This is a genomic window from Catenulispora sp. GAS73 (assembly GCF_041262085.1).
Lineage (GTDB): Bacteria > Actinomycetota > Actinomycetes > Streptomycetales > Catenulisporaceae > Catenulispora.
Genome location: NZ_JBGCCM010000023.1, coordinates 12,690 through 35,534, shown reverse-complemented (window position 1 = coordinate 35,534; position 22,845 = coordinate 12,690). Strand labels below are relative to the sequence as shown.

Below are 22,845 nucleotides of genomic sequence, written 5' to 3'. Positions count from 1 at the left end.
CGCGGTCGTGGTCGGCTTCGTCACGATCCTGATCGGCGTGGTTGCGATACCGGTGGGGATACTGTTGATCATCGTCTGCGCGCAGACGGCACCGAAGATGCCCAGACGTCGGGTCGGCGGGCATAGCCTGCCCTGCCGCGAGCTATGGGCAGGCCGTGTCTCTGGTCCCTATCCCTTAGCGCCAGCAAGCGCAGGCATCACACACTCGATCGATAGACCCCGCAGAGCCGCACGCGCTTTAGCGACACCACGAGCAAGGACCTGGCCTTCCGCCACCGTCCGGGCTCCAGCAGGCTGATCTTCTCGGCACGACCCGCACAGACCAGCGGAGGGAACCGGAACGCCGCACCCTTCGCACTCGGGCCGCAGCGGGGCCGCGCACCGCTCAAGGGGCATCTTCGCGACGAGCCGCGTCTCGACGAACCGCGCCGGATGGTGCACCCCTGCCCGCGGCAAGCCAGAGGTCAGCGAGCCAACGATGTGAAGTTCAGAGGCACCGCGGCGCCGCCACTCAGTCACCAAGGGCGCGAGCCGGAGCGCGTCAACCCATCCCAGCGTCAGCCGTGGTTCGGCCCGCGCCATTCGGGCGAGTAGCTGGGCGCTTGTTCGCATCTCATCGTCGCAGGCCTTGTCGGGCCCGTTATCTGAGCCTCCCGAAGCCGACGCCAGGCGGGTGGGTTCTTCAACCCGTTCCTTCACGGGGTGATCGCCGTCTGGGCTGACCGCCAGCGCACCGGAGGCCGGGAACCCGGCGTTCGGCTCACGCTGCGACGACGCTCCCTCTGGCCTGTCGAAGACCTCTACCTCGGTGTAGATGTGCCCGTCGGGCGTGCGCTTCTTCGTCCGGGTGAGGTAGCCGAGCTTCTCCAGCTCCCGCATCGCGGAGGCCACGCGCTCCCGACCCTCCGGCGTTCGTTCCGCCAGCGTCCGGATGTCGTCACGCTTCCCGTCGGGTTGCGAGAGCAGGTAGGCGAGGATGCCGCGAGCACAGAAACTCAAGCGGCTGTCCCGAAGGACTTCATTGCCCAACGACGTGAAAAAGCGCTCGCGCGCGCTACGATGGATGCGCATTCGGGAGTCCGTTCTCCTGGTGCCACGCCCCGGCGGTGTTGGTAGCACCGGCCGGGGTTCTTGCTTCTCAGCTGCCGAAGATATTACCCACTGGGCGTCCCGATTCGCCGGATCTCGCTTCCCCATGAGGAAGCACGCCGAGATTTCACCCGATCGCGTGAAGAGGCTTCAGCTCGGCCGACACATGCCGAATGCGATATCGCGTGGCCGGCCGAGAGCAGGTTTCAGAAGCCCGCCAGGACCTCGTCCTTCGCGACCGCAAGCGCGGAATACACCGCAGTCCACGGGAACGTGGCGGCCCCTGGCCTCCCTGAAGCAGGCAGCGGAAGCGCAGCTCGATCGAGCACGAAGCGCACGCCAGCCTCGGCCAACAGCTCGACGCTTCGGGGAAACGCCGGATGCTTGACAAGCTCCTGGTTCGGCCAGGGCGCCAAGATGACCGGCTTCCCCATGCCGACGGCTTCGTTGATCAAGCCCAGCGCCAACGTGTCAGAGATGCCTGCGGCTACCTTGTTGACGGTGTTGAAGGTCGCCGGCGCAACGACGAAGGCATCTGCATCCGGCAAGACGTCAGGCTCGTTAGGCTTCTTATAATCATCGCGAACGGGATAGCCGGTCAGCTCCTGCAGCAGAACGGCGTCAAGAAACCGCATTCCCATGCGGGTCCCAATCACGCAGACGTCCCATCCCTCACCCTGCGCATGCCTCACGAGATCCGGCATGAGCTCCGACGGGTAGCCACCGCAACCGATGGCGTAAAGAACGGGCTTCTTCGGCAAGACAGTGTCCTTCCAACCGCACGGCCATAGATAATCAGGGCACGAGGGTTCCGGGGCGGACGTCGCGCATCGTAACATCGGTACCACCTACCGTTAACCATGCCCCGGGTGGTGTCCGATGCCGTCGTCCGAGAAGCGTAGCGCCGACCCGCTCACCACTGGCGAACGTGTGAAGTGGCACCGGGAACGACGCGGTATGCGACGCAAGGCGCTAGCCGAGTTGGTCGGGCGATCCGAGGAATGGCTCCGGCTGCTCGAAGTCGAGGGACGCGGCGCCGAACGGCTCTCCAACCTGGTCGACATCGCACGTGCGCTCGGCATGAGCGATGCCTCGATGCTCGTTGGCTTCGACCTCCGCCCCCGGAGCACAGGCGGAGTGCCTGAGCATCCTGCGGTCGCCGAGGTACGCCTTGCCCTGAGCCTCGCCCTCCTCGCGCCAGCAGTCGATGGCCCGCGATGCACCATGCGCTCGTTGCAGGAGCGTGTTCAGCACGCGTGGAATGGCTGGCGAATGTCGCGAGCGCAATACATCGCACTAGGCGCCGTGCTGCCGGACCTGCTCACCGACGCTATCGCGCTGGCGCATTGGGCGCCGGAAATCGAGCGTCGAGCAGCACACAAACTACTCACCCACGTCTATCTACTCGCCCAACGCTTCGCATTCTGCGTAAGCGCGACGTCGCTCGCGACACGCTGCACCGATCGCGCACTCCTGGCTGCCGACCAGGCCGATGATCCGGAGCTGCTGGCTCTTGCCGGCTGGGCCGCCGCCATGACGTCGCTCGCCGCCGATGAACCCGGTGAGGCCGCGGCGATCGCACTTTGCGCGAGAGAGCACGTCCCCGGCACGAGCACCCCCCGTGAAGCTGCGCTGCGTGGCTCCCTCCTACTCTTCGCCGCCATCGGCGCCGCACGAGTCTGTCGCCCCGCCGATGCGTGGAGGTACTGGGACGAGGCGGCCAGGATCGCCGAGCAGTTGCATCACGGCTACCAGCACCCGCATACGCAGTTCAGCAGCGCGAACGTGGCGGTCTACGGCGTGGCCCTCCACGTCGAAACCGGCAACGCGATCGTGGCGGCGGACAAGGCCGCCCGCCTCGATCCCAGCGAGATCCCATCGACGAATCGTCGGGCCCAGCACTTCATCGACGTAGCGCGCAGCCACCATCGGGCCGGCAACGCCGCTCAGGTGCTCCCGGCCTTGCTCGCGTCCGTCGCCGAGTCCCGCGAGACCATCGTCTACAGCTCCGATGCCCGGGACCTGGTTCTGGCCCAGGTCCGCGCCTCCAAGCCCGACCAGGTGCCGCAGCTGGCCCAGCTCGCTCACCTGCTCGACATCGCGTAGGTATCAGTCTCAGACCACCCAACACTTTGTTGGATCGACCGAGGTAGACAGCTCTTACCGTCAAGAACGGGATACGGCACACAACCCGCCGCGAATCCCAACGTTCGAAGAACGACGGAGGAGCGGATGCAGGCAACGCTTCTAGCGCTGACGGTCTGGTGCTACGGCTACTACCCCACACGGTCAGTCGCCCGCGGACGGCACGCGTCCCAAACCCCCTCGAAGGTGTCGCTCTTCTGCGCCGCGCAGCTGCTGGCCGGCGCTCTCCTATGGGGACGCGCTGGTCGGCAGCAGTACGGCAGTCCCGGCCGTCATCGCGTCTCGGAGCACCGAGTACGACGGACGACCTCCACGGTGCCACCGAGGCCGCATTCGCATGCCCGTGGCCAACACCCGGCGTTCTGGCGTCACCAGCAAATCAAGTCTCGGTCTTCACGATCAAGGATGGGTGCTCATGGCTGACAGCGCAAAGGACAGAATCCTCGAAAGAATCATGGAAGAAGGCCACACAGACAGCTACGGCACGTTGCTGTACCTCGTAGCTGTCATGGGTGTCGACCCAATGGCACTGGGCCCAACCAACTCCGTGGAGCTCACCACATGGTCAGGACACCTCGACGGTTTGAAGGGCTCACTGCTTTGTCTGGCGATGTATGAGCGGAAAAGCACGCCGCAGAAAGCTGCGGAGACTGTCTACCGACACATTGTGGAAGCCGCGGCCGACCTCAGGCACGGCGATAGCGCTGGAAGCGCGGAGTGAACCATGTCGTACTGGTCCAGGGATTTTGCGGGGCTGCCCGAGCACCTGACGGAAGTACGGGAGTTCACGCGCATCGTTGCCGGCGACCGTGAAGGCGCCGATCTGGTGGAGATGGTCGCGTCGGAATTGGCCGGCAACGCGATCCAGCACAGCAAAAGCGGCGTGCCCGGCGGGAAGTTCACGCTTCAAGTCGCGGACTTTCACGACAAATGGCAGGTCCGCGTGATCGACGAAGGCGGGCCTAGAGTGCCGCACCTATGCGAACTCACGTCGGTAAAAAGCGCCGAAGACCTCGACACGCTCGGCGATGAGGTTGAGGCCGGACGTGGTCTGGCGATGGTCGCAGCGGTGTCGTCGGCATGGGGGGTGGTCGGCGATCGAGACTCCCGCGCAGTGTGGGCGGAGATCATGGCATCGGGAAGGGCGACGGTGGGAACTGCCCGTGGAAGTCTCTAGAAGCACCGACATCGTCGCCCAAGAGCCAGGATCGCGGGCTCGGACCCTGCAGGTCGACGACACGGCCAGGCTGACATACGGACGAGTGATCGGGCATCTGCGATCTGCCCGAACCGATGCCGATCTTTCCCAGAACGCGCTGGCTGAAGGGCTGCCGTTCAGGGGACGCGCGATCTCCGAGTGGGAAACCGGAGCTGTCGAGCCGACCTTGGAACACCTGATGCAGTTGGCGCATAAGCTCGACAGCCACCTGGTGATCCTCGGCTTGTCCGGCGACCTGCGAAGCCGGCCGATACGCCGGCGTGCCGGCGAGCCCTGGCACATTTTCGAGCAGAGGCGGCTGGCCCTTCCGTTGCGGAACCGCCGCTCGGCGCTCGGGCTGTCGCAGGATGCACTCGGCTTTCACGTCGGCGTCAGCCGGGACTCGATCCAACGATGGGAGCTCGCACGTGTACCTCCCCGGCCGATGGCGCTGATCGTTTGGGCACAGAAGCTGGGGTACACCCTCGCCATGCAGCCAATCGATAACTCCAAGGGAGGGCCTGGCACTGGTAGTCGGTTCCAGCAGTTGGAGCATGGGCCAGTTCGACGACCGGAAATGCGAACTCCTCTGACAACGTGACCCGCGAGCTCACCAACGCGGGCCCCTCCGTGCCTCGACTCGACAGATGGCATCTTAGTGAGACCGGGCGCTGGAGCGGAGTGACGAGTTTGACTCGGCAGGTGGTTGTGGCAACAAAATGCCAGGGCTCTCTCGGCATCGATGAGCCGAAGCCAGCTGTCGATGCACCCGTGTGGCGTGATCTGCCGGGGGCAGGACCCGTCCGGCGCACCTCGGCCGCCGAGACAGCTAGCCTCGGGAACTTCAAAGCCTCGATTTCCTACTGCATCGACGACTTTGAAGTCATCGCCTAGCTCGTGCGGCGGCCGTGGCTGGCGGCCGGTCAGCCGCCCAAGTTGTCCAGGTACCAGTTCTGGGCGGGGTTGTCGGGCTGGGACGTCATGAGCGCGGTCCGGGGCGGGAACATCCGCATCAGGCCGAGGTCGACCACGAGGCCGTCCTCATCGTCGGGGGTCAGGTTGGCGGGGACAGCGATGACGATGTGTTCGTCGTCGAAGCCGGGCCGCAGCTCCCACCGGGTCGGCTCGGGGCTGGCGATGACCGGCATCATGGGCTGCGGGGCGCCGGGGTAGCCCAGGAACAGCGGGGGGCCGAACGCCGCCCGGATCATGACGGTGCCGTCGTCGTTGTTCCGGATCTGCCAGACCGGCGGGGGTCCATAACCGCCGGGGTCCGGGGTGACGAGCACGGGGGATCCGGGGGCCGGGGCCTGGACGGACAGAAAGCCGAGCTGGTCCTGGAAGCGGTAGACGCCATCGGGCACGGGAGCCATGGGGGACCTCGTCCTGTCGGGTAGGCGCCGGCCGGTCCGGCGGGCGCATCCGGCAGGCGCCTACCCATGCCCCACGGACTAAATCAGCCCTTTGCGAAGCGCCACCCTTTCGGGGCGCCGCGCGCCTGTAGTGCCAACAATCGTGGCCCGGCGTACCAGCAGGTTTCGGCCGTTTCGATCTTGAGGTGCCAGGTATCGAGCCACGTCACACCCTCGCCGATGCCTGCGGAGAAGCTGGCGGCCGGTATCGCATCGGGTTGTCTTGCTGGCCGTGTGGGACGTTGACACCACGAGGACTACGCGGAACTGCATCAGTCCCGGACGGCTGACCCAGCCTTGTCTGAGCAAGTCGGGCGACCTCCTGTGCCCTCGCTTGAAGCGCTCGCACCTCCGCGCCCTGCTGCGCGGAGGGCGCGGTGGAGGAAGGCACCGACGCCGGAACAAGGCTGGGTCCAGCAACTGGATTCTGATCAATGCCGGTGGCGCGAAGGGCGGAAGCATGACCCTCAGCCGCTCTCGCAAGGGCCGCGAGTGCACTTGGAGCGTCGGCGTGAACATCCTGCGCGGCTCGACGGCTGAGTGCGTCCGCATGGTCGGAGATGGCGTCAGCGCTGCGGGCGACCACGGCACGGATTCCCGGGTCCTGGACCTGACGGGCGAGCGTGTTGACCGTCCCCCAGAGAGCTGAGATGCGCTGCCACTCGTAGGTGGCGGCGTGTGCACGTACCTGGCCGCGCGCGTTGATGTACGCCTCGCGCAGGCTCGCCAAAGACTCGACACGAGGTTGCCGGGGACCACGTCGTTCGAGGCGGTCGGAGGCGCGGGTGGCCAGGTTCGCGATGCCCAGGGCAGCCCGGGTCGCGAGCGCGTTCAGAGGTCCGCGCACGCGCATGTCGACGGACAGCTCAGCCCAATACCTGCCAGCGACTGCCTTGACCATGTCCCAGAGGTTCCGCATCGCATCGCGGATGGTGCTGATGCCCGTCCATTCCGGGGCGTCGTCTGGGATGCCCGCTATCCGGGCGTCGTCATACGCAGCGTCCACCGGCGCCAGAACGTCGTCGGCGGCGTCAGCCGAGGGCTCGACGGCGGGTGCCGATTCGTCAGCCGCGGTGCTGGCGCTGTCGCCCTGGCCGCGTGTGGCGACGGTCTGCGCCACGACGCTGGCGGCCTCGTCCATCGCGGGCTCAAGACCGTCGGCCCCGTCGTGATCAGTCCAGTCGGCCAGGACCTGATGAGCGTCATCGAAGCTGGCGCGAAGATCGCTCCAGATGTCTTCGAAATTCTCAGAAGGTGCTGCGGCGCGGTCTGGTTCGATGACTGTGTCCGGCGGTGCGTCCGGCGTGCTCGTCATGACGTCGTCCTTAGGCTGGGGGCGGTTCCGCGGAAGCGGATCTCGGTCAGGAATGGAGCGCGGTCGGCTGATACCGGCAGCGAGGCCGGACGCGATGGTGTTCGCGGCCTCACCAGGTGACAGGCCGGCCCGCTCAGCCGCGCGGCGCAGTTCATCTGCGACATCGCGCTGATGCAGGACGCCGCCGCCGACGAGACGGCCCATCCGGAACGCCTCCCTGTTGAGGGTGTCGTTGCGCGTCCCCTCCGAAGCTGTGGCAACGGTGTCGGCGGACCGGCTGAGAGCCGTGTCGCCGTAGGCGCTGCGGCGTCGGTCGGTAGAGGGGGTACGAGGAAGAGCCGGCGCAGGTACCGGGTCCGCGGCCACCCTTCGCTTCGAAAGTTCGTCGACAATCCAGGCGGGTAGCGACGCGACAGCCGCCTCGCTCTCGACCCGGTAGTCGCTTCCTTCGAAGACGGAGCCTGGCGCCACGATGAAGCCACCGTGGCCACGGGTGTCGATCAGCGGACCGAGACCGGCGGTCGGGCTGCCGGCGGTGTTGCGCAGTACGGCCCCTTCAGGCTGGCGGAAGTAGAGATGACGACCGCCCCGAGCGCTGGCGACAGTGAAGGTGTCGGGCAGCTGGCGGCCGCCCGCCAACGCCGTCAGCGTTTGCTGGCCGTGTAGCGGTCCACCAGGCTTCTTCGCCTTGTCCAGATCGATGACGAACAGGTTCGACGGGCCGCAGGCGATGGCGATGTTCGCGCTGGGTACGGCAGTCCACCAACGAACGATCATCTCGGGATCAGTGCTCGCCTGGTTCTCCCAGTCATTGAGCATCGGCTTCTTGGTGCCTGGCTTGAGCGGGAAGACGTGGAATCCCTGATCGGCCAAGGCGAGTGCGTGTTCAAGCATCTCCGATCGCTCCTCTGCTCGGGACTGTTGAGGGGTACGGGGCGTCAGCTGAAGCGCGGGTCGCGGCTCCGGCTCCGGCTCCGGCTCCGGCTCCGGCTCCGGCTCCGGCTCCGGCTCCGGCTCCGGCTCCGGCTCCGGCTCCGGCTCCGGCGGCATCGTGCGCGGTTCGGGCGCAGATGTGAATCCGGACTTGGACTGCGGCGGTTCCGGCGCAGGATCTTGTTCCGCTGGGCCGGGCGGCGGCCCCGGCGCTGCGGGCAGCACTTCGACAGGCAACCCCGGCCCGGTAACAGGCTCTGCGGCGACATCAGGCCGTCCCAAGGCTGCCGGCTCCAGGTCTGGGTCGCCAGCGTGGATCTGTCCTTCGGTCGCGCCCAGGGCCGCCGGTTCGTACTCCGCATCCGCTCGCGAAGCAACGGCGGACATGGCCGTAAGCATTCGACGAAACAGCGCGTCTCTCTCACTCTCCGCACCGGCCCCAGCAGCCTTCTCCGCTGCGCGCTCGACTCGGTTCCGACGCGCTTCCTCGTCCTTCTGGGCCTGCTCGCGGATCGCCACATCGAGCGCCGCGCGACGTGCGCGCGCCTCGTCCAGGGCAGCTTGGTCGGCAAACGGCTGACCGATGGCGGCTTCGTTCTCAGCGATCCGCTGCTGAAGCACTTCGATGTTCGCCCGCGTCTCGGCGGCGGTTTGATGTGCGCCGTCGACCGCGGCCGCGATGGCATCACGAATGCGCCACTGCTGGCCCTTGGCCGTCCAGGCGGCATTCAGCGGAACGTCCAACCGGCGGTTGTCGCCGGTGACGACGCGCGCGGACAGCAGTTCCTCCAACCCGTTCCGGGTGCAGGCGAAACCGACCGTCATACCGCGCCAAAGCACCTCGCGGTCGCAATAGCCATTGGCGATGGTGTACTCGGCCAGCCCGCCGAGGACCGCGGGCACATCGTCCGACGAGATCGCGTTTCCGTCAGCACCGCGCCACAGCGACTCAGCGCCGAAGGCAGCCGCGAACTGGGCGACGCTCTCCAGCGCCTGGCAGCTGCTCGCCGCTGCGGAGGCCTGCATGGTGAATGTCTGGATGTCAGCGCGGAGTCGACGCTGGTTGCGCTGATGGCTGGACGCCAGGCTTGCGAGGCTCTTGACCTTGACGTTCAGCTCGTTCAGCTCGGCGAGCATCGGATTGCCGGTGGCGACAGCCTTGATCTGGCCGTAGTCCAGCGCGACGTCGCCGATGTCCTCGACAGTGCGCGCGGTGACCTGACCGGAGAGGATCGGGCGCAGGGTCCTCTCCTTGCGTTCGAGGGTCTGCCACATGAAAGCGTCGAAGGAGTCCTGGGTGACGTAGCGGTAGATGTCCACGTTCGAGTTCAGGTTCTTCGGTCGCCAGACGCGTCCTTCGCGCTGCTCCACCTGATCAGGCCGCCAAGGTGCGTCGACGTGATGCAGTGCGATGGCGCGACGCTGGATGTTGACACCGACTCCGAGCTTGTCGGTAGATCCCAGCAGGACGTTGATTTCGCCCTTGTTGCACTGGTCGAAGAGCACCAGGCGCTGAGCATCGGTGGCGACCTCATGGATGAACCGGATGCTCCGCGCCGGCACGCCGGCGACGATCAGCTGGTGGCGAAGGATCCCGTAGACCTGATTTCCCTTGTCCTTGTTCGGTGTACCGAGGTCGCAGAAGACCAGCTGCAGCCGACCCCGCGCACCCGAACCGTCGCCGGCGAGCTCGAGGTCCTTCGTCTCGTGGTAGATGCGAGCGACGTTCGCCGCGACGGCGCCGACCTTGCCAGGGCCCTCAGATTCGAGGCCGACGAGAGATTCGTGAAGCGCGACCTTGCGCCCGTCGGAGCAGATCTTGAGCATGTTGTCGACGTTGGCCGGCACTCCCCCGGCACGGATGTCATCCGCCCGGTCCGCCAGATCATGCACGTAGTCGCGCACGACGTCAGAAGCATCGACGACCACGATGTGCCGTTGGGCGTCTGGCCGTACGACGGGAAAGTCCTCGGGCGCACGCAGCTCGGCGAACTCGGCGACGGTGTGCATCAGCTCGGGGATGTTGATGATCTCGACCGGCCGGCGGTTGAGCCGGAATCCGCCGTCCGGGGTGATCTCGACTCCCGTACCGAAACGCACAAACTGCGCTGCCCACGCATCTGCCGAGGCCAGCCCGAGTTCCTCCAGGCGCTGCGGCTGGAGGTAGTGCTGGAGGACGAACAGTTCGAGCAGCGAGTTGGAGACCGGGGTGCCGGTGAAGCCGGTGGCCACGGGCTGGCCGGGATGCCGGCTGCGCTGCCAACTCAGCTTCATGTCCAGGTCTTGGGCACGCTTGGATCCGTTGACCGCGAAGCCGTCAATGTGCACCGGGACACCGAGGTTCTTGAAGTAGTGCATCTCGTCGACGAGCAGATAGTCAGTGCCAAGATGCTCGAAGAAGACCCCGTCGTCGGTAGCGTGGTTCAGCAGCGTTTTGGCTTGCGCATCCAGGTTGTCGACCATCTTGGCGATCTGCTTGATCTTGCGTGGCTCGGCGCCCTCCGCCTTTGCCGAGATCAACGCACTTCTGTAGTCCGCAGCGAGCGTCGTCATGTACTCGGCCTTGACCGTCGGGTGGACAGGCATCGAGGTGAACGACGGATGAGACATGACCACCGCGTCCCAGTCCTCCATCGCACAGCGCGCGGCGAACAGCTTGCGTCCACGAGCAGTCGCAAGATCCTCCTTGCCTGCCATGAGGATTCGGGCGTTGGGAAACAGGCGCTTGCCGTCGCGGGCGATCTGCTCAAGCGTGGACGGCACCACGATGATCAGCGGTTTGGACACCAGCCCCAAGGCCTTGAGCTTGATGGCGGCCATGAACATGGTCGCCGTCTTGCCGGTGCCCACCGGGAACGGGCACAGCGCGTCGTCCCCCGAGATCATCCGGGCGACCATGTCGCGCTGGTGCGGATACGGCTCGAACTCGGCGTCCAGACCAGGGAAGGTCAGGTGAGCACCGTCGTACTTCCTGGGCACGACTGCGTTGAAGACCTGGTTGTAGGCGTGGGTCAGACGGTCGGCGCGATCGGGGTCTTCCCGCCACCAGTTGGCGAACCGCGCGGCGATGGCGTCGAGACGGTCGTTCGCAGCGATGGTCTCGTCCTGGTTGCGCACCCGCTTGTCGTCGATGACGTCGTAGACAACAGGGGCCTTACCGTTGAGACCGTATTCGAGGAGCCGATAGGCGTTGAGCCGGAACGTCCCCCAGTCAGTGGTAGCCGCCGTGGACTCCTCCGCACGCCGACTCGCGGTCACGCTCCAGGTGTTGGTGCGTGGCTCGCGCCAGATTCTCACCGGAAACCCAAAGAGTTCCCGGGCGAATTCCTGCACGTCGGCGGCGGGTATCCACGGCGCACCCAGGTTGGCCTCAATCTGCTCAGGTTCGAGGTCCGCGGGGATGACGGCTTCGAGGGCCGCGATGTTGCGCCGGAAGCGATCCTCACCGAGGGCGACTGCGGTCTTCGCCTGCCTCAACTTGATCCGCACGTTCCCGGTCAAGTACTCGTCAGCCGGCGCCCAGGCGTCGGTGTCTGGGTCGATGAACGCGACTTCGGTGATTTGCCGCGCTGCCTCCTCGGCGTCCATTCCGAGTAACGCAGCCACGCGTCCAAAATCGAAGCGACCGAGCTCGTCACGGCACAGTGCGATGGCCTCGGCCGGACTTTCGGCGTGAGCGGCCCGCTCGCGTGGCCGGTTGACGCGACGCGTGAGCAGAGCGGCCTTGACCGCAGTGCGGGCGTCGTCGTCGAAGTTCTCCAGGGCGAGAACCGTGACGAAGTCCGGGTCACGGCGGAACCCGCCCATTGCCGGCCGGCGCCGCGAGGAGGTCACTGAGCCGTCTTCGTCGGGCTTCCCCTCTACGACCGTGTATCGGTTGAGGTACCCGTGCGCCTTGACGTAAGCGTCGTAGAGACGTGCCGCTTCGGCTCGAAGAGGAGCAAGGACTTCGTCGGGACGGCTGTGGTCGGACTCCGCGTCCAGCAGGGCCAGAGCCGCGTCGCGGAGCGCGACCAGCTTCGGCAACTCCTTGCCGGGCCGCTCAACCACGACGAGCGCACCTTCGACGACTTCGTGCACCACGCCCTCGCCCAGGTGGAATGAGCCTTCCTTCTTGCCGTCGGCACGCAGCTCGAAGGGGGCGGACTCACGGGTGATCGGCGAGGCTCCGACATCTACCCGCCACCGCCGGCCCTCCTCGGTCGCCCGGCGCACGATTTCACTCCCAGCGGCCGCCATCGCGAGCTCAACGGGCGGGTCGTCGGGACGAGAATCGACCCGCAGAGTCCGGCCCCAACGCGGCGCGCTGTCCTCGGCCAATTCGCCGAGCACCATGTTCGGGTTCGACAGAAAGTAGTTGTTGACCTGCTGACCGCCGACCGACGCACCGGGTGTGATCCACTGATCCTGATCGGGAAGAGGCTGCTCACCTTCGCGACGACGGCGCAGCACCAGAACGTCGACGAGGGGTTCTGTGCCGCCGGAGGTGAGAGCGCCGTTGGGCAGGCGTATCGCACCGAGCAGGTCGGCCTCGTGCGCTATCAGGGCCCGGGCCATCTGGCCGGTGCTCCCGGCAGCGTCCATGGTGTACCGCGAGGTGACCAGCACCGCGACGCCACCAGGTCGCAACGTCTTCACCGAGCGGTAGATGAAGTAGTTGTGCAGGTTCGCGGTCAGTTCGCGCGGCGTGGTCGGGTCGTAGACCTTGGTCTCGCCGAACGGCACGTTACCCAGCACCGCGTCCATGCCGTACGACGGCAGCGACGTCTCCTCCAGTCTCTGGGCATGGATCGTGGCGTCAGGGTGCAGGACGCGAGCGATGGCAGCAGTGGTGGGGTCGCGTTCGATACCGGTCCACGCCGCGGGTATGTCGTCGGGGGTACCGGCGATGAACGCGCCGGCTCCGCAACCTGGTTCGAGGACCTTCCCGCCGTCGAATCCGAGGTCAGTGAGGATTCGCCAGCACGCCGACGTGATCTGCGGCGGGGTATAGAAGGCGTTATAGGTCGCCTGAACTCCGTGATTGTAATGATCCTTGGGCACTAGGAAGGCGATACGCTCGCCGATCTCCTTCCAGCTGCCGGTCCGCGAGCGCTCCAGAGCCGGGGCGAGCGGGCCCCAGCCGGACCATCCGCGCAGAATGGTCAGGTCTCCCGACGTAGGAGATTTGTGCGGAGCCTGGCGTATCCGATCCAGCCGTTCCAACGCGGCAAGGCTGAAGCGAGCGCGGGTGATCGGACCGGTGTCCGCAGTCTGGGTGGTGGTGGATTCGGCCATGGTGCGGCCTCCGTGTGGTGCGGTCCGGCGGCGAGCCGGCGCTGTGCGGGCAGCTCAGATCGCGTAGAAGGCCAGGGAGGCTTCGAACTCGGGATCGTCTGTCTGGTGCGAGCGGTACGGGCCGTCTTCCTGGCTCAGCGAGACGCCCGGCATCGCCAGCAGCAGGGCGAGCCAGGTGCGGATCTCGTTGGCCGGCAGGACGGCCCCGAAGCCGGGCCGCCAGATCGTGGGCAGGCTCTTGCCGTCGCTGCGATGAAGGGCCAGCAGGGACCAGCCGTCTTCCTCGTTCCAGCGCAGTTCCACGCGCTCGGCGCTGACGAAGGTGTGGTGCCAGGGCTCGTCGAAGTCGTCGTCGGGCGGGAGCAGCGTCATCGCCGCTGTGCGCAGGACGCCGGCGTTGAAGGCCGCGTCGCCGACTTGGATGTCCTCCAGGAGCAGCGCAACCCGCACCGCCTCGATGTACGCCTGGTGGTCTGCCCTGCCGGTATGGATTTCGGTGGTGGTCATGGGAGTTCTCGCTTTCGGTTGCGTGTCTCAGTCGGTGGAGACGGGCTGGCGGCTGAAGGTGTGATCAAAGGCGAGGTCCACGTCGTCGGCGCGGAACCACATCGCGTCTTCGTCGTCGTCCTCACGCGGGCCGAAGGCCCACCAGGAGCCGTCGTAATAGGTGAAGGCAGCGATGGTCTCGTGCTGCGGATGTGCCAGGCCTGCCTTGGTCAGGGCACGCATCTGTGCCGCGGTGACGACGTTGATTTCGGGCATGCTGATCACCCCTTGTTCGGATGAGGGCTGGCACAGGTGCTGCGGAACGCCGGCAAGAGGATCGGGGTACGCCCACCCACGGATTCGCTCAGGACTGAGGTCGGTGGTCGGGTTCGTGTGGCCAGCGCGGCAGCCACCGGCCCACCAGATGGAAACGTGCCCGAGGAAGGTGACAAGGGCCTGATGCCAGTAGACGGCTGACTGACCGGCGCCTTCGGGCCCATACGCTTCCATCCGCCAAGCACGCAGAGCCCATAGTTCTTCGATCAGTTCGGGATGCCGTGGCCAACAATCGGGTAGCCGGTCTTCGAGCACCAGGCGGTAGCGACCGACGAGCCACGCAGTCCAGCCGCGTAGTTCCTCCCACGCCAGCGTGTACTCCGGCTCGGTCATCGCGTGCCACTCGACCAGGGGGACATGGGCGTCGCTGGCTCCGGGCCGGCCCTCGCCAGGTCCCGCGGCTTCCGACGCGACCCGCGGTTTGCGAGTGAGGCGGCTGGCAGTCTGCCGAGGCCTGCCACGAATCCGACGTCCGGCGCTCGGCGCGACTGAAGGTGGCGATGTGTGACGGTCGTCGAAGCCGTTCACGGGGTCCGCTCCTTCACCGCCATCGCAGAGAGGTCGGCGAGTGTGGCGTACGCGTCCCTTTCTGCTTGGGCGTACAGCGCCGCGTCGGGGCCTTCGTAGTGGCGGGTCATCCGGATCTTCACCGCCGGAGTGGTGGCGTGGATGACAAGCGCCTCGCGCTCGGCGGAGCTGAGCGTACGGATGTCCTCGGCCGTCATGGTCTTGTACTGCTGGATCGAGGTCCCGGTGGTGATTGAGCCATCGTCCGAGCGCTGGTAGGTGGTCATGTGCCGGTCGTACTCACCGACCAAGTTCTCCGAGAGGTCACGCAATTCGTTGCCGGAAAGGCCGCCGAGGATGAGCTTGACGGTGGCCGCGCCCCAGAGCATCGCTGCCTGCTCCGCGCCCCAACGGGCTTCGGCCTGGGCGCGGGACTGGAGGATGGCGGCGATGAAGATGCCGGAGCCGCCGGCGAACGACATCAGGTCGGGCAGGGACGGGAGCGGGACGACGTTGGCAATCTCGTCGAGGAACAGACCGAGTGGCGGGTCGAGGCGACCGCCGTGCATCGTGTCCGCGATGCGCTTCGCGGTCTCAATCAGCTCGTCGACGAACACCGCGATGAGCGGAGCGAGAGCACTGGCCTGCTTCCTCTCGACCAGAAGGTAGATAGTCCCCTTCGATCGCAGGAAGGACTCCAGGTCGAAGCACTCGGACTCGGCCTCCGGGCAGAACGTGGCCTGCGCGGTCGGCGAGAGCAACGGAGCGAGCGCGGTCTGGACCGTGGTCCACAGGCCGGACTTGGTCTCCGGCGGCGTCCGATAGAGGCCGTCCAGCAGCTGGGCGCTGCCGGATGCAGCATCCGGGTGATCGCGCAGGAGCTTTACAGGCGTATCGTCTCGGTCGTTGAGCGACCAAGTGAGCACGTCGAGCATGGAGCAGCTGGCGAGCGCCGCAGCATGCAGCCACAGGGTGAGCAAGTTGGTGGCGTTGGCGCCGAAGTATCCGGCGTTCGACGAGTCCTGCTTCTCGCTGCGCCCAACGGTGACCATCACCTCGGCACGCTCACGGGCTTTATCCAGGTTCTTGCAGCCGGAGGTCGGCGACCACCGGACCATCGCAGGCCACGACGTCATTCCGGTCGGAGCCATGACCGCGACCGGTCCCTGGCCCGCTCGCAGCGCCGCGGTGGCCAGCAACACGTCCATCCGCATCGACGTCACCAGCGCCGATCCCGGCCAACGGTGCACCCAAGGAATCACTACCTGCGAGGACTTGCCCTGACGGGGAGCAGCGATCACAACGACGGAGTCCTCGGTGGAGACTGCCAGCTTCACCTTCTCCGGAATGGAGTGGCCGAGCGGCAGCCCGACGTCGGTCAGCCTGAACGGCGTCTTCCTCAGGCTCGGGCGTACCACCGGCCCGCGCTTGGCGACCGCCGTTGCAGCCAGGTGGACCGTGAGGTCTCTGCGCGTTGCGAATCCGTCGTCGCGTCGTCTGAACTGCACCCATACGCGAAGCCCGACGACGGTCAGTCCGGCACACGCGGCAAACAGGAGGACGCCGGCGCAGTAGAAGAACACCGGTCCCGGAAGCATCGCAGCCGCGTCAGCCGGCCAAGCCGCACGTGGATCACGCAGATGCCTGGCCAGGTGCAGCACGATCGGCAGACTCTGTGCAGGCGGGACGCGAGGCACGGTACCGTGCGCCAACAGCCCGGCCGCTTCGCCCCACAACCAGGCGCCGGCGCCAGCGACCGCGCAGAGTCCGACAACGAGCACGATGACAAAGTCCTTGCCGTCGTGCACCAGGTGTCGAGCGGGAGAAGGGACTGCGGAACGCGTAGCCATCACGAACCAACCTCCTTCCGTCTACGCGGACATCCGCTGGTTGGTGTAGAACCACTCGCGCTCAAGCGGTGTCAGCTCCAGACGAACCGCGGCCGAGTGATGCCGACCGACCTTCCACAGAGCGTGGCCGATGTGCGTCGCGCCCCAGGAGGCGATATGGGAGCACTCGGGGCCCGTGAGCCCTATGGCGTCGCGGGTCATGGCGAGCGGCGCGACGTCCTGGGCCAGGCACACTCGCACGTCGCAGCTGGCGATGAGGTTCGCCGCGATGGCCGCTTCCGGGCTGCCGGCGGCACCGACGGTCTCGAAGTCAGCCAGCCTGTACGTGGCGAGAACCTGGATCGTGCCGGTGGCACGGGACAGACGCAGGTCGCCGTCGAGCTTGCGCACCATCGCGGGAATCCGCATCGCGCGCCAAAGCTCGTCGCGCACGACGAGGCGGACCGGCCCCGCCGGATCGTCGATCGCGGACTGGCCCCAGGACGAGACGCAGGCGAGAGTCATCGCGATCGTCTCGTCTCCGCGACCGTCGAGGCGGGAGAGGTCGACGGTCTGGATCGGTGCGGTGAAGTCGAGGGCGACAGTGGTGGGGCCGTCGAAAAGGCCCGAGAGCGAGCCGTGGACCATCGCGCGCAGCGCATCAGCGACCTGCCGCACCATGTCGCGGAGTTCTTCGGCGTCCCCACCGCGTACCCGCAGGTCCCGCGCCATCTCGCCAGTCGGGTCACGAAGCACCGCCCACACTTGCGGCAGCGTCGGGTCTACCAGGGCGGTAGCCGCACCGGCCTGACCTGTCGCCTCGTGGATGGCGAGGGAAACGGCAGCCTCTTCCGTCGGCGACAGCGGGCGGCCGAGCTTGGTGGACAGCAGAGCGTTGAGGAGCGTGAGCCGCCGTCGGTGGATCTCGGCCAGGCGCTCCTCCAACTCGACGGGATCACTGGGCAGATCTTCACCCAGCGGGCCGGCGTCGAGGGGGTTGAGCCGGGCGGGAAGTCCTGGCCCCAGCTGAACTGGCTCCACGCCGAGCCCATGGGCGAGTTCCTTGTACTCGTTCTTCAGGTCGCCGAGGACGAGAGTCTTGACGCCGTAGGATATCAAGCGCAGAGAAAGGGCCTTGATGTACGCCGACTTGCCCGCCCCGGGTATGCCGGTGAACAGCACGTTGGGGTTGGTGATCAGTCCGTGGTTGAGCCAGGCGATGGGATGGCAGGAGAACGCCGCGCCGGTGAGCAGGTTCGTGCCGACGTACGGGCCGACCGCCGGGACGCTACCGCCGTACAGGAACGGGTAGAGCCCAGCAAGCTGCGCAGTTGCGGCCCGATAGACCCGAGGTGGCGGAGCAAGGACGGCACGGCCGGAGTAGGGGCGATTGATCCCGCGCCGCGGAGCCCTACTCGGCGGGCACGGCTCAGCCCGACCGATCGCGGAAGGCGGTGTAGAAGCAGCGGGAGCCAGAGGTCGAAGCTCAGTAATCGAGATGGCCGGAAGGCTTGTCACTGCGGCGAGCTGGTGACGCTTGCTGACGGTCGTACCCATCGTGGTCACCACCGCTTCGCCGGAAGGCCGAGACCGACGGGAAGGGTCATGGCGAAGCCGGTGTCCTGAGCACCGTACATCCGCCGCAGTTCGATCCCGATGAGAGCGGCGCCGGCTTCTGCCTGCGCACAAGCGTCCGGCAACTCGTTCGGGTCGTCGACTGTCACCGTGAGGTAGCCGGTGAAGCGGCACAGACCGGACCCGTGGGCGTGCTCGGCGTCCTGCGCCGCGGCCCGGTCGAGCGCCACCTGTTCGGAGGCGGAGACGGCCTGACCGGTTCGAGCGCGCAGCCGGATACCGACCTCACGCTTCGTGCGCTCGACCATCACCGCCTTCTGCGCTGCTCGCGGCCCGAGCGGCTCGATGACGAACGAGAACGAACGCCTGTGGGTCGCGTCCGCGAGCAGCGATGCCAGCGCGGTCGCGTAGACGGGGGAAATCGGCCACGCGTGGATCGAGTAGGTCACGGAGACGGCGCCGTCGTGTCGATACGACGACCAGGAGTTCTCGGCCGCTGCCGGGCCTGCGGCCGACGGATCAAGGCCGGCCTGGACGGTGGGCAAGTCGCCGCGGCCGACCTGCTCGTCCGCCTCCGCGCGGCGCTGGTCGAGCAAGGTCGCCGCATGCGGGTCGAACCCCGTGCGAATGGCCTCTGAGAGCGCTGGCGTGTCCAGCCAATGGGGAATCTTGATGCCGGCTCCGGCGAGCTGTGGACTCAGTGCCCGTACTTGCTGCCCGAGAACTCGAAAGGCTCCCTGGTCGCCGCCACCTGCCGCACGGATCGCGGTCAAGGCGCGTCTGGCGTCCAGGGACATCGCCAGCCACATCTGGCGACGGCACGTGGCCGGTGTCGCGGCGAGCAGCGCTTCGTTCGCCATGACAGACGCGAGCGGAGCGGCGGGATCGAGGTGCGCGGTGTGCCAGGAACGCAGCGCTCCTCCAGTCTCCGGCACGGTGCGCGAAACGAACTGGAGCCTGGCTATCGGCTGTTCCTCGGTGCACAGCGAGGCAAGCACCTCGCCCCAAGCCTGGACCATCGCCTCAGCACGATCCGCGTCGAGCAGTCCCAACCCGGCGGGGTCGACCAGCGCAACCGCCGTGTAGGTACATGCGTGCGGGTTGTGCAGGACCGCGATCTCCCTGCCCACGCCGTCGTGAGCCGCGAGGATCCGCAGCGGAGCGAGCACACCGGGCAGGTCCAGGCGGGCCGGTTCGAGACCGCGCTCCGGGGCGAAGGCTCCGGACAGGAATTCGGTCTTGTGGCGGAGCCTCAGAAAGCTGAAGGAGACCGCGGTGATCACCCATTCGTCGAGAGTGCGGCCCGCCACGTGCACGTAGGCGCACCCGGCGAGCAGGAGGGCGAGCGGCCAGAACACGATGACGCCGGCAAAGTTGCCGGAGGCGAGTGGTTGCAGGCCGAGGAAGACGCCCGCTCCGACGAGGGCGGCGCGGCGACCGGAGAGTCCGAGCAGGAAGTGCACCTTCTCGTGCTGCCAGCCGACGTAGGTCCGGGCAGGAACACGTGAGTCCATGTTGATCAGACCTTTCCGTTGTTCGTGGCCTTGCCGGTCGGACCCCCGGTTGCAGAGTCCGATTGCTCGCCGCTGGAGCTGCCCGACCGAGATGAGATGGCGCCGCGTGGCATCCGGACGGAGCCGTACATCGGATATCCAGCGGGGTACGCCGAAGGATTGGCGCCCTCCAGCCCCGCGTGACCGGCCTGCTGCTCCATCCGCGAGCCCACCGCATTGATCGTCTTGTGCAGCGCTTGGAGCGCGGCAACCGCGACTCCCGCAGGCCCAGCGGACGCCCCGGCTCCTGCAGTGCTGCCCGCGCCGGCCCCGGCGCCTCTTGCGGCGTGGGCCGACATGGCTTGGCGCTCGGAGAACTGGCCGAACGCAGCCGGGTCGACGCCCGGCCCGCCACCGGCCGTGCGGTTGGCGACCGCGCCAACCACCGCGCCCGCGCCCATCGCTCCGCCCATCGTGACCGAGGTGAAGGTGAACAGACGCCCGATGGCCGGCCAGGCGAACACGGCCATGAAGAGCACGGCCATCCCGGAGATCACCCCAGTAATGCCGGTGGCGTTTCCAGTGGTATCGAGGCCGATAGCGAAAACAAGTGCGATGACCGGCTTGACCATGGCCAGCTGGACTCCGCCCTTGGCCAGCTTGCGCCACCACTCCGTGGTCGTGGAGCCGATCTGGCCAGCCGCGCTGATCGGCGCGACCGCCACCATGACGCAGAACACGGCGTTGCGCAGCACGAGCTCAAGCCACAGCGTCAGCACGACACCGATGCCGATCAGGCCGAACAGCAACAGCAGCACCGACGGGATCGCCGGTCCCGTCGGCGTACTGACTGCCAGCAAGGTGGTCAGCCGCTCGGTGAACCCCGTCATGCTGCTGCCGCTGGACGACACGATCCAGTTCGCCAGGTCGTCGGACGCCGCCATGATCTGGCTGGAGACGGCAAGCGTGAGCAGCGAGGCCAGCACTGCCTTCGGTAAGCCGGTCAGCGCTTGCGCCAGCGGTGCGCCTGAACGCGTCCACACCACAGAGCCGGCCTGCACCATCAACAGGACGACCGCGACAATCATGCCGAGGGTCAGGCTGATCGCGTACACGCCGTGGATGGACCCGAGATCGGGATCAGGCATCGAGACGAACACGCCGCCGAACCACTTCAACACCGAGGCGAAGGCGTCCGCGAAGGAATGGCAGATCGAATCCCAGGCCGAGCTGGCGACGTCACCGACCGCGGATTCAGCACCGGAGGCCACCGCACCGGCTGCCTTGCCGGGTAGCGCAGCCACATCTGAAAGGCACTTGCCGATGTCCCCGTCGAGACAGCCGCTGCCCGATCCGGGAGGCTCGAAAGCCACGCCAGAGAGATTCATGACGCACCGCCGGTAGCTGCGATGAGGGCGAGCCAGCCCTGTTTCACAGCGGCCTGAGTATCGGGGATGGCGGCCAGCGCGGAGTAGTCCTGGCCAGTACGGCCGATGGCCCCGATCTTCCAGTCCCCCGCGATCCAACGCATCTGCACCGGGAACACGCCGGTGGTTTGGGCCGTCCCGCCTTGCGCGTTGACGAACGTGCTGTCGGTGAGCAGGAGGACCAGGACGTCGTCCGCCGCGACGTTCCGAAGCTGATACATCTGTGCCGTGGTCTGGAACGTCACCGGCGGATCCAGTGACCCGTCGGACCGAAGCTGCAGCTCGGACCGAAGCTTGAGGATGCTCGTGGCGAGGCTCGACGGCAGTGCGGTGTTGCCCGGGTCGCCGGCCACGCGCATCACCGACGCGGCGTAGTCCGGATCGAGCGTGGACGCCGCGGCGTCGACGTACTCCGATGCGGCACTGACTGCGCCGATGGGCGTGTGCGGAAAGCCGACCTCGATGCCGTCGGCAGCACGGGCACCGTGAACCAGCGAAATCGGACCCGAGGGAGCCGCGGCAGAGGGCGGAGCGGGCACCAGGATCGCGGGCTTAATCGCGACGTGCCCGTCGTCATGACCCCAGATGAGCGGAACGGTGATTGCCCCGATGACCAGCACGACGCCGGCGGCGAGAGCTCCCGGAAATAGGCGCTTTGCGCCGATAAGGTTACGCATTGTGACTCCTGGTGGTGGCGATACGCCTGTGATCGAGCGCGGACCTAGCCCAAGCCGTACGCGGCGGTGATCAGGGTGACCGCCACCGAGACCAAGACCGCGCCGATGACGGAACCGAACAGAGTGACCTTTCCGCGCTCGGCCATCTCGGCCCGACGCGAGGTGTTGCCGAGGGCGATCATGCAGCCGCCGATGACAACCGCCCCCGCACAGCAGGTCAGAGCGCCCCACTTGAGCCATGAGAACAAGGTGCCGATCGCGCCCGATCCGACCGGCGCCGCCGGCGGCGGGTCGGGGATCACGCCCGCGGCGTGATCGATCAGTTGGAGTACGGCCTGCTGAATGGAGATCTCGATCATGACCTTCACCTGCCTCCGAGTCGATCGGCGAGGCCTGGGGGCCTCGCAACTGTTCATCTCTGCGAACACTGTGAATCCACCATAAGCTGTGACATATCGGACACGTCAACCGGAGCGAACGGGGTAAGCTGAAATGACCCAGCAGTGTTCACCTGAGCGGACAGCATTCGGGCAGCTGGCACGCCGAGAAGGGACCGTCGATGAGCAAGCAGGCCAAGGGAGCGGGCGAGGAGCCGGCGACGCCTGCTGCGACCGGCGAACCGACTGCGCCCGACGAGCAGTCACCGCAGCTCAGCACGGCCAACCCGGGCGTCATCGCCGAGCGGCTGCAGTACCTGTTCGAGAACAAGCGCAAGCCCGACGGCAAGAAGTACTCCTATCGGGAGGCCATCCGGGCGATCGAGGCCTCAGGTGGAGCGTCGATCTCGGTCGGCTACCTGTCCCAGCTGGTCAACGGGGTCAGAACGAACCCGATGATGGACGCGATCCAGGGTCTTGCGAAGTTCTTCGGGGTGCCGCTGTCGTACTTCGACGAGCACGAGGACACCGAGGAGACGAACGAGCAGCTCAAGCTGGTCGCCGCGCTGCAGCACGCCGGAGTCCAGGACGTGGCGATGCGCACGGTTGGGCTACCGCCGGAGAGCGTCAAGCTGGTCTTGAGCATGATCGACCGGGTGCGCGAGGTCGAAGGACTTCCTCCGGCCGAATCGCCTTCGAACACGGACGAGTAGCGCTGGATCGTAGGTCCATCCCGCTGCGCGAACTCGCGCTGCCGCCAGCTCCGGGC

The 22,845-nt window shown here is 66.9% G+C and carries 17 protein-coding genes; 5 read left to right on the top strand and 12 right to left on the bottom strand.

What is annotated here, in order from left to right:
• Window positions 1–168: 168 nt before the first annotated feature.
• Window positions 169–1,071 (bottom strand): helix-turn-helix domain-containing protein, encoded by a 903-nt coding sequence (locus tag ABH935_RS30875; protein ID WP_370381467.1) that lies wholly within the window; start codon window positions 1,069–1,071, stop codon window positions 169–171.
• 224 nt (window positions 1,072–1,295) lie between these two features.
• A complete protein-coding gene (locus ABH935_RS30870; protein ID WP_370381466.1) occupies window positions 1,296–1,850 on the bottom strand; it encodes a flavoprotein in 555 nt (184 codons plus the stop codon).
• A 118-nt stretch (window positions 1,851–1,968) separates the two neighbouring features.
• Between ABH935_RS30870 and ABH935_RS30865 the strand changes: the two genes are divergently transcribed.
• From ABH935_RS30865 to ABH935_RS30850, 4 genes are all read left to right on the top strand, one after another.
• Window positions 1,969–3,195 carry a helix-turn-helix domain-containing protein gene (locus tag ABH935_RS30865; protein WP_370381465.1) on the top strand — a complete coding sequence of 409 codons (1,227 nt, stop codon included), beginning with the start codon at window positions 1,969–1,971 and terminating at the stop codon, window positions 3,193–3,195.
• Between the two features lie 454 nt (window positions 3,196–3,649).
• Window positions 3,650–3,955 carry a hypothetical protein gene (locus ABH935_RS30860; protein WP_370381464.1) on the top strand — a complete coding sequence of 102 codons (306 nt, stop codon included), beginning with the start codon at window positions 3,650–3,652 and terminating at the stop codon, window positions 3,953–3,955.
• A gap of 3 nt (window positions 3,956–3,958) precedes the next feature.
• Window positions 3,959–4,411: an ATP-binding protein gene (locus ABH935_RS30855; RefSeq protein WP_370381463.1), complete on the top strand. Its 453-nt coding sequence runs from the start codon at window positions 3,959–3,961 to the stop codon at window positions 4,409–4,411.
• Window positions 4,398–5,033 (top strand): helix-turn-helix domain-containing protein, encoded by a 636-nt coding sequence (locus tag ABH935_RS30850; RefSeq protein WP_370381462.1) that lies wholly within the window; start codon window positions 4,398–4,400, stop codon window positions 5,031–5,033. The genes ABH935_RS30855 and ABH935_RS30850 overlap by 14 nt, the downstream gene beginning before the upstream one ends.
• Before the next feature lie 322 nt (window positions 5,034–5,355).
• Here the strand turns inward: ABH935_RS30850 and ABH935_RS30845 are convergent, their stop codons facing one another.
• The 10 genes from ABH935_RS30845 to ABH935_RS30800 all read right to left on the bottom strand — a co-directional run bounded on the left by ABH935_RS30845 (window position 5,356) and on the right by ABH935_RS30800 (window position 22,058).
• Window positions 5,356–5,805 (bottom strand): hypothetical protein, encoded by a 450-nt coding sequence (locus ABH935_RS30845; protein ID WP_370381461.1) that lies wholly within the window; start codon window positions 5,803–5,805, stop codon window positions 5,356–5,358.
• Window positions 5,806–6,010: 205 nt separating this feature from the next.
• Window positions 6,011–13,369: a bifunctional DNA primase/polymerase gene (locus tag ABH935_RS30840; RefSeq protein WP_370381460.1), complete on the bottom strand. Its 7,359-nt coding sequence runs from the start codon at window positions 13,367–13,369 to the stop codon at window positions 6,011–6,013.
• A gap of 54 nt (window positions 13,370–13,423) precedes the next feature.
• Complete coding sequence (locus ABH935_RS30835) at window positions 13,424–13,876, bottom strand: hypothetical protein (protein ID WP_370381459.1); 453 nt, start codon at window positions 13,874–13,876, stop codon at window positions 13,424–13,426.
• Between the two features lie 27 nt (window positions 13,877–13,903).
• Window positions 13,904–14,719 carry a hypothetical protein gene (locus tag ABH935_RS30830; protein WP_370381458.1) on the bottom strand — a complete coding sequence of 272 codons (816 nt, stop codon included), beginning with the start codon at window positions 14,717–14,719 and terminating at the stop codon, window positions 13,904–13,906.
• Complete coding sequence (locus ABH935_RS30825; RefSeq protein WP_370381457.1) at window positions 14,716–16,548, bottom strand: type IV secretory system conjugative DNA transfer family protein; 1,833 nt, start codon at window positions 16,546–16,548, stop codon at window positions 14,716–14,718. Before ABH935_RS30825 ends, ABH935_RS30830 begins: the two co-directional genes overlap by 4 nt.
• Window positions 16,549–16,569: 21 nt before the next feature.
• The gene (locus tag ABH935_RS30820) at window positions 16,570–17,709 is read right to left on the bottom strand and encodes a type VI secretion protein (protein WP_370381456.1); all 1,140 of its coding nucleotides are present in this window, start codon (window positions 17,707–17,709) and stop codon (window positions 16,570–16,572) included.
• Window positions 17,710–18,089: 380 nt separating this feature from the next.
• Window positions 18,090–19,616 carry an SCO6880 family protein gene (locus ABH935_RS30815; RefSeq protein ID WP_370381455.1) on the bottom strand — a complete coding sequence of 509 codons (1,527 nt, stop codon included), beginning with the start codon at window positions 19,614–19,616 and terminating at the stop codon, window positions 18,090–18,092.
• Window positions 19,617–19,621: 5 nt separating this feature from the next.
• Window positions 19,622–20,773: a hypothetical protein gene (locus ABH935_RS30810; protein ID WP_370381454.1), complete on the bottom strand. Its 1,152-nt coding sequence runs from the start codon at window positions 20,771–20,773 to the stop codon at window positions 19,622–19,624.
• 206 nt (window positions 20,774–20,979) lie between these two features.
• Entirely contained in the window at window positions 20,980–21,699 is a 720-nt protein-coding gene (locus ABH935_RS30805; RefSeq protein ID WP_370381453.1) for a hypothetical protein, read from the bottom strand.
• Between the two features lie 44 nt (window positions 21,700–21,743).
• Window positions 21,744–22,058, bottom strand: a complete 315-nt coding sequence (locus tag ABH935_RS30800) for a hypothetical protein (protein WP_370381452.1) — start codon at window positions 22,056–22,058, stop codon at window positions 21,744–21,746.
• A 200-nt stretch (window positions 22,059–22,258) separates the two neighbouring features.
• Between ABH935_RS30800 and ABH935_RS30795 the strand changes: the two genes are divergently transcribed.
• Window positions 22,259–22,789 (top strand): helix-turn-helix domain-containing protein, encoded by a 531-nt coding sequence (locus ABH935_RS30795; RefSeq protein WP_370381451.1) that lies wholly within the window; start codon window positions 22,259–22,261, stop codon window positions 22,787–22,789.
• Window positions 22,790–22,845 lie beyond the last annotated feature (56 nt).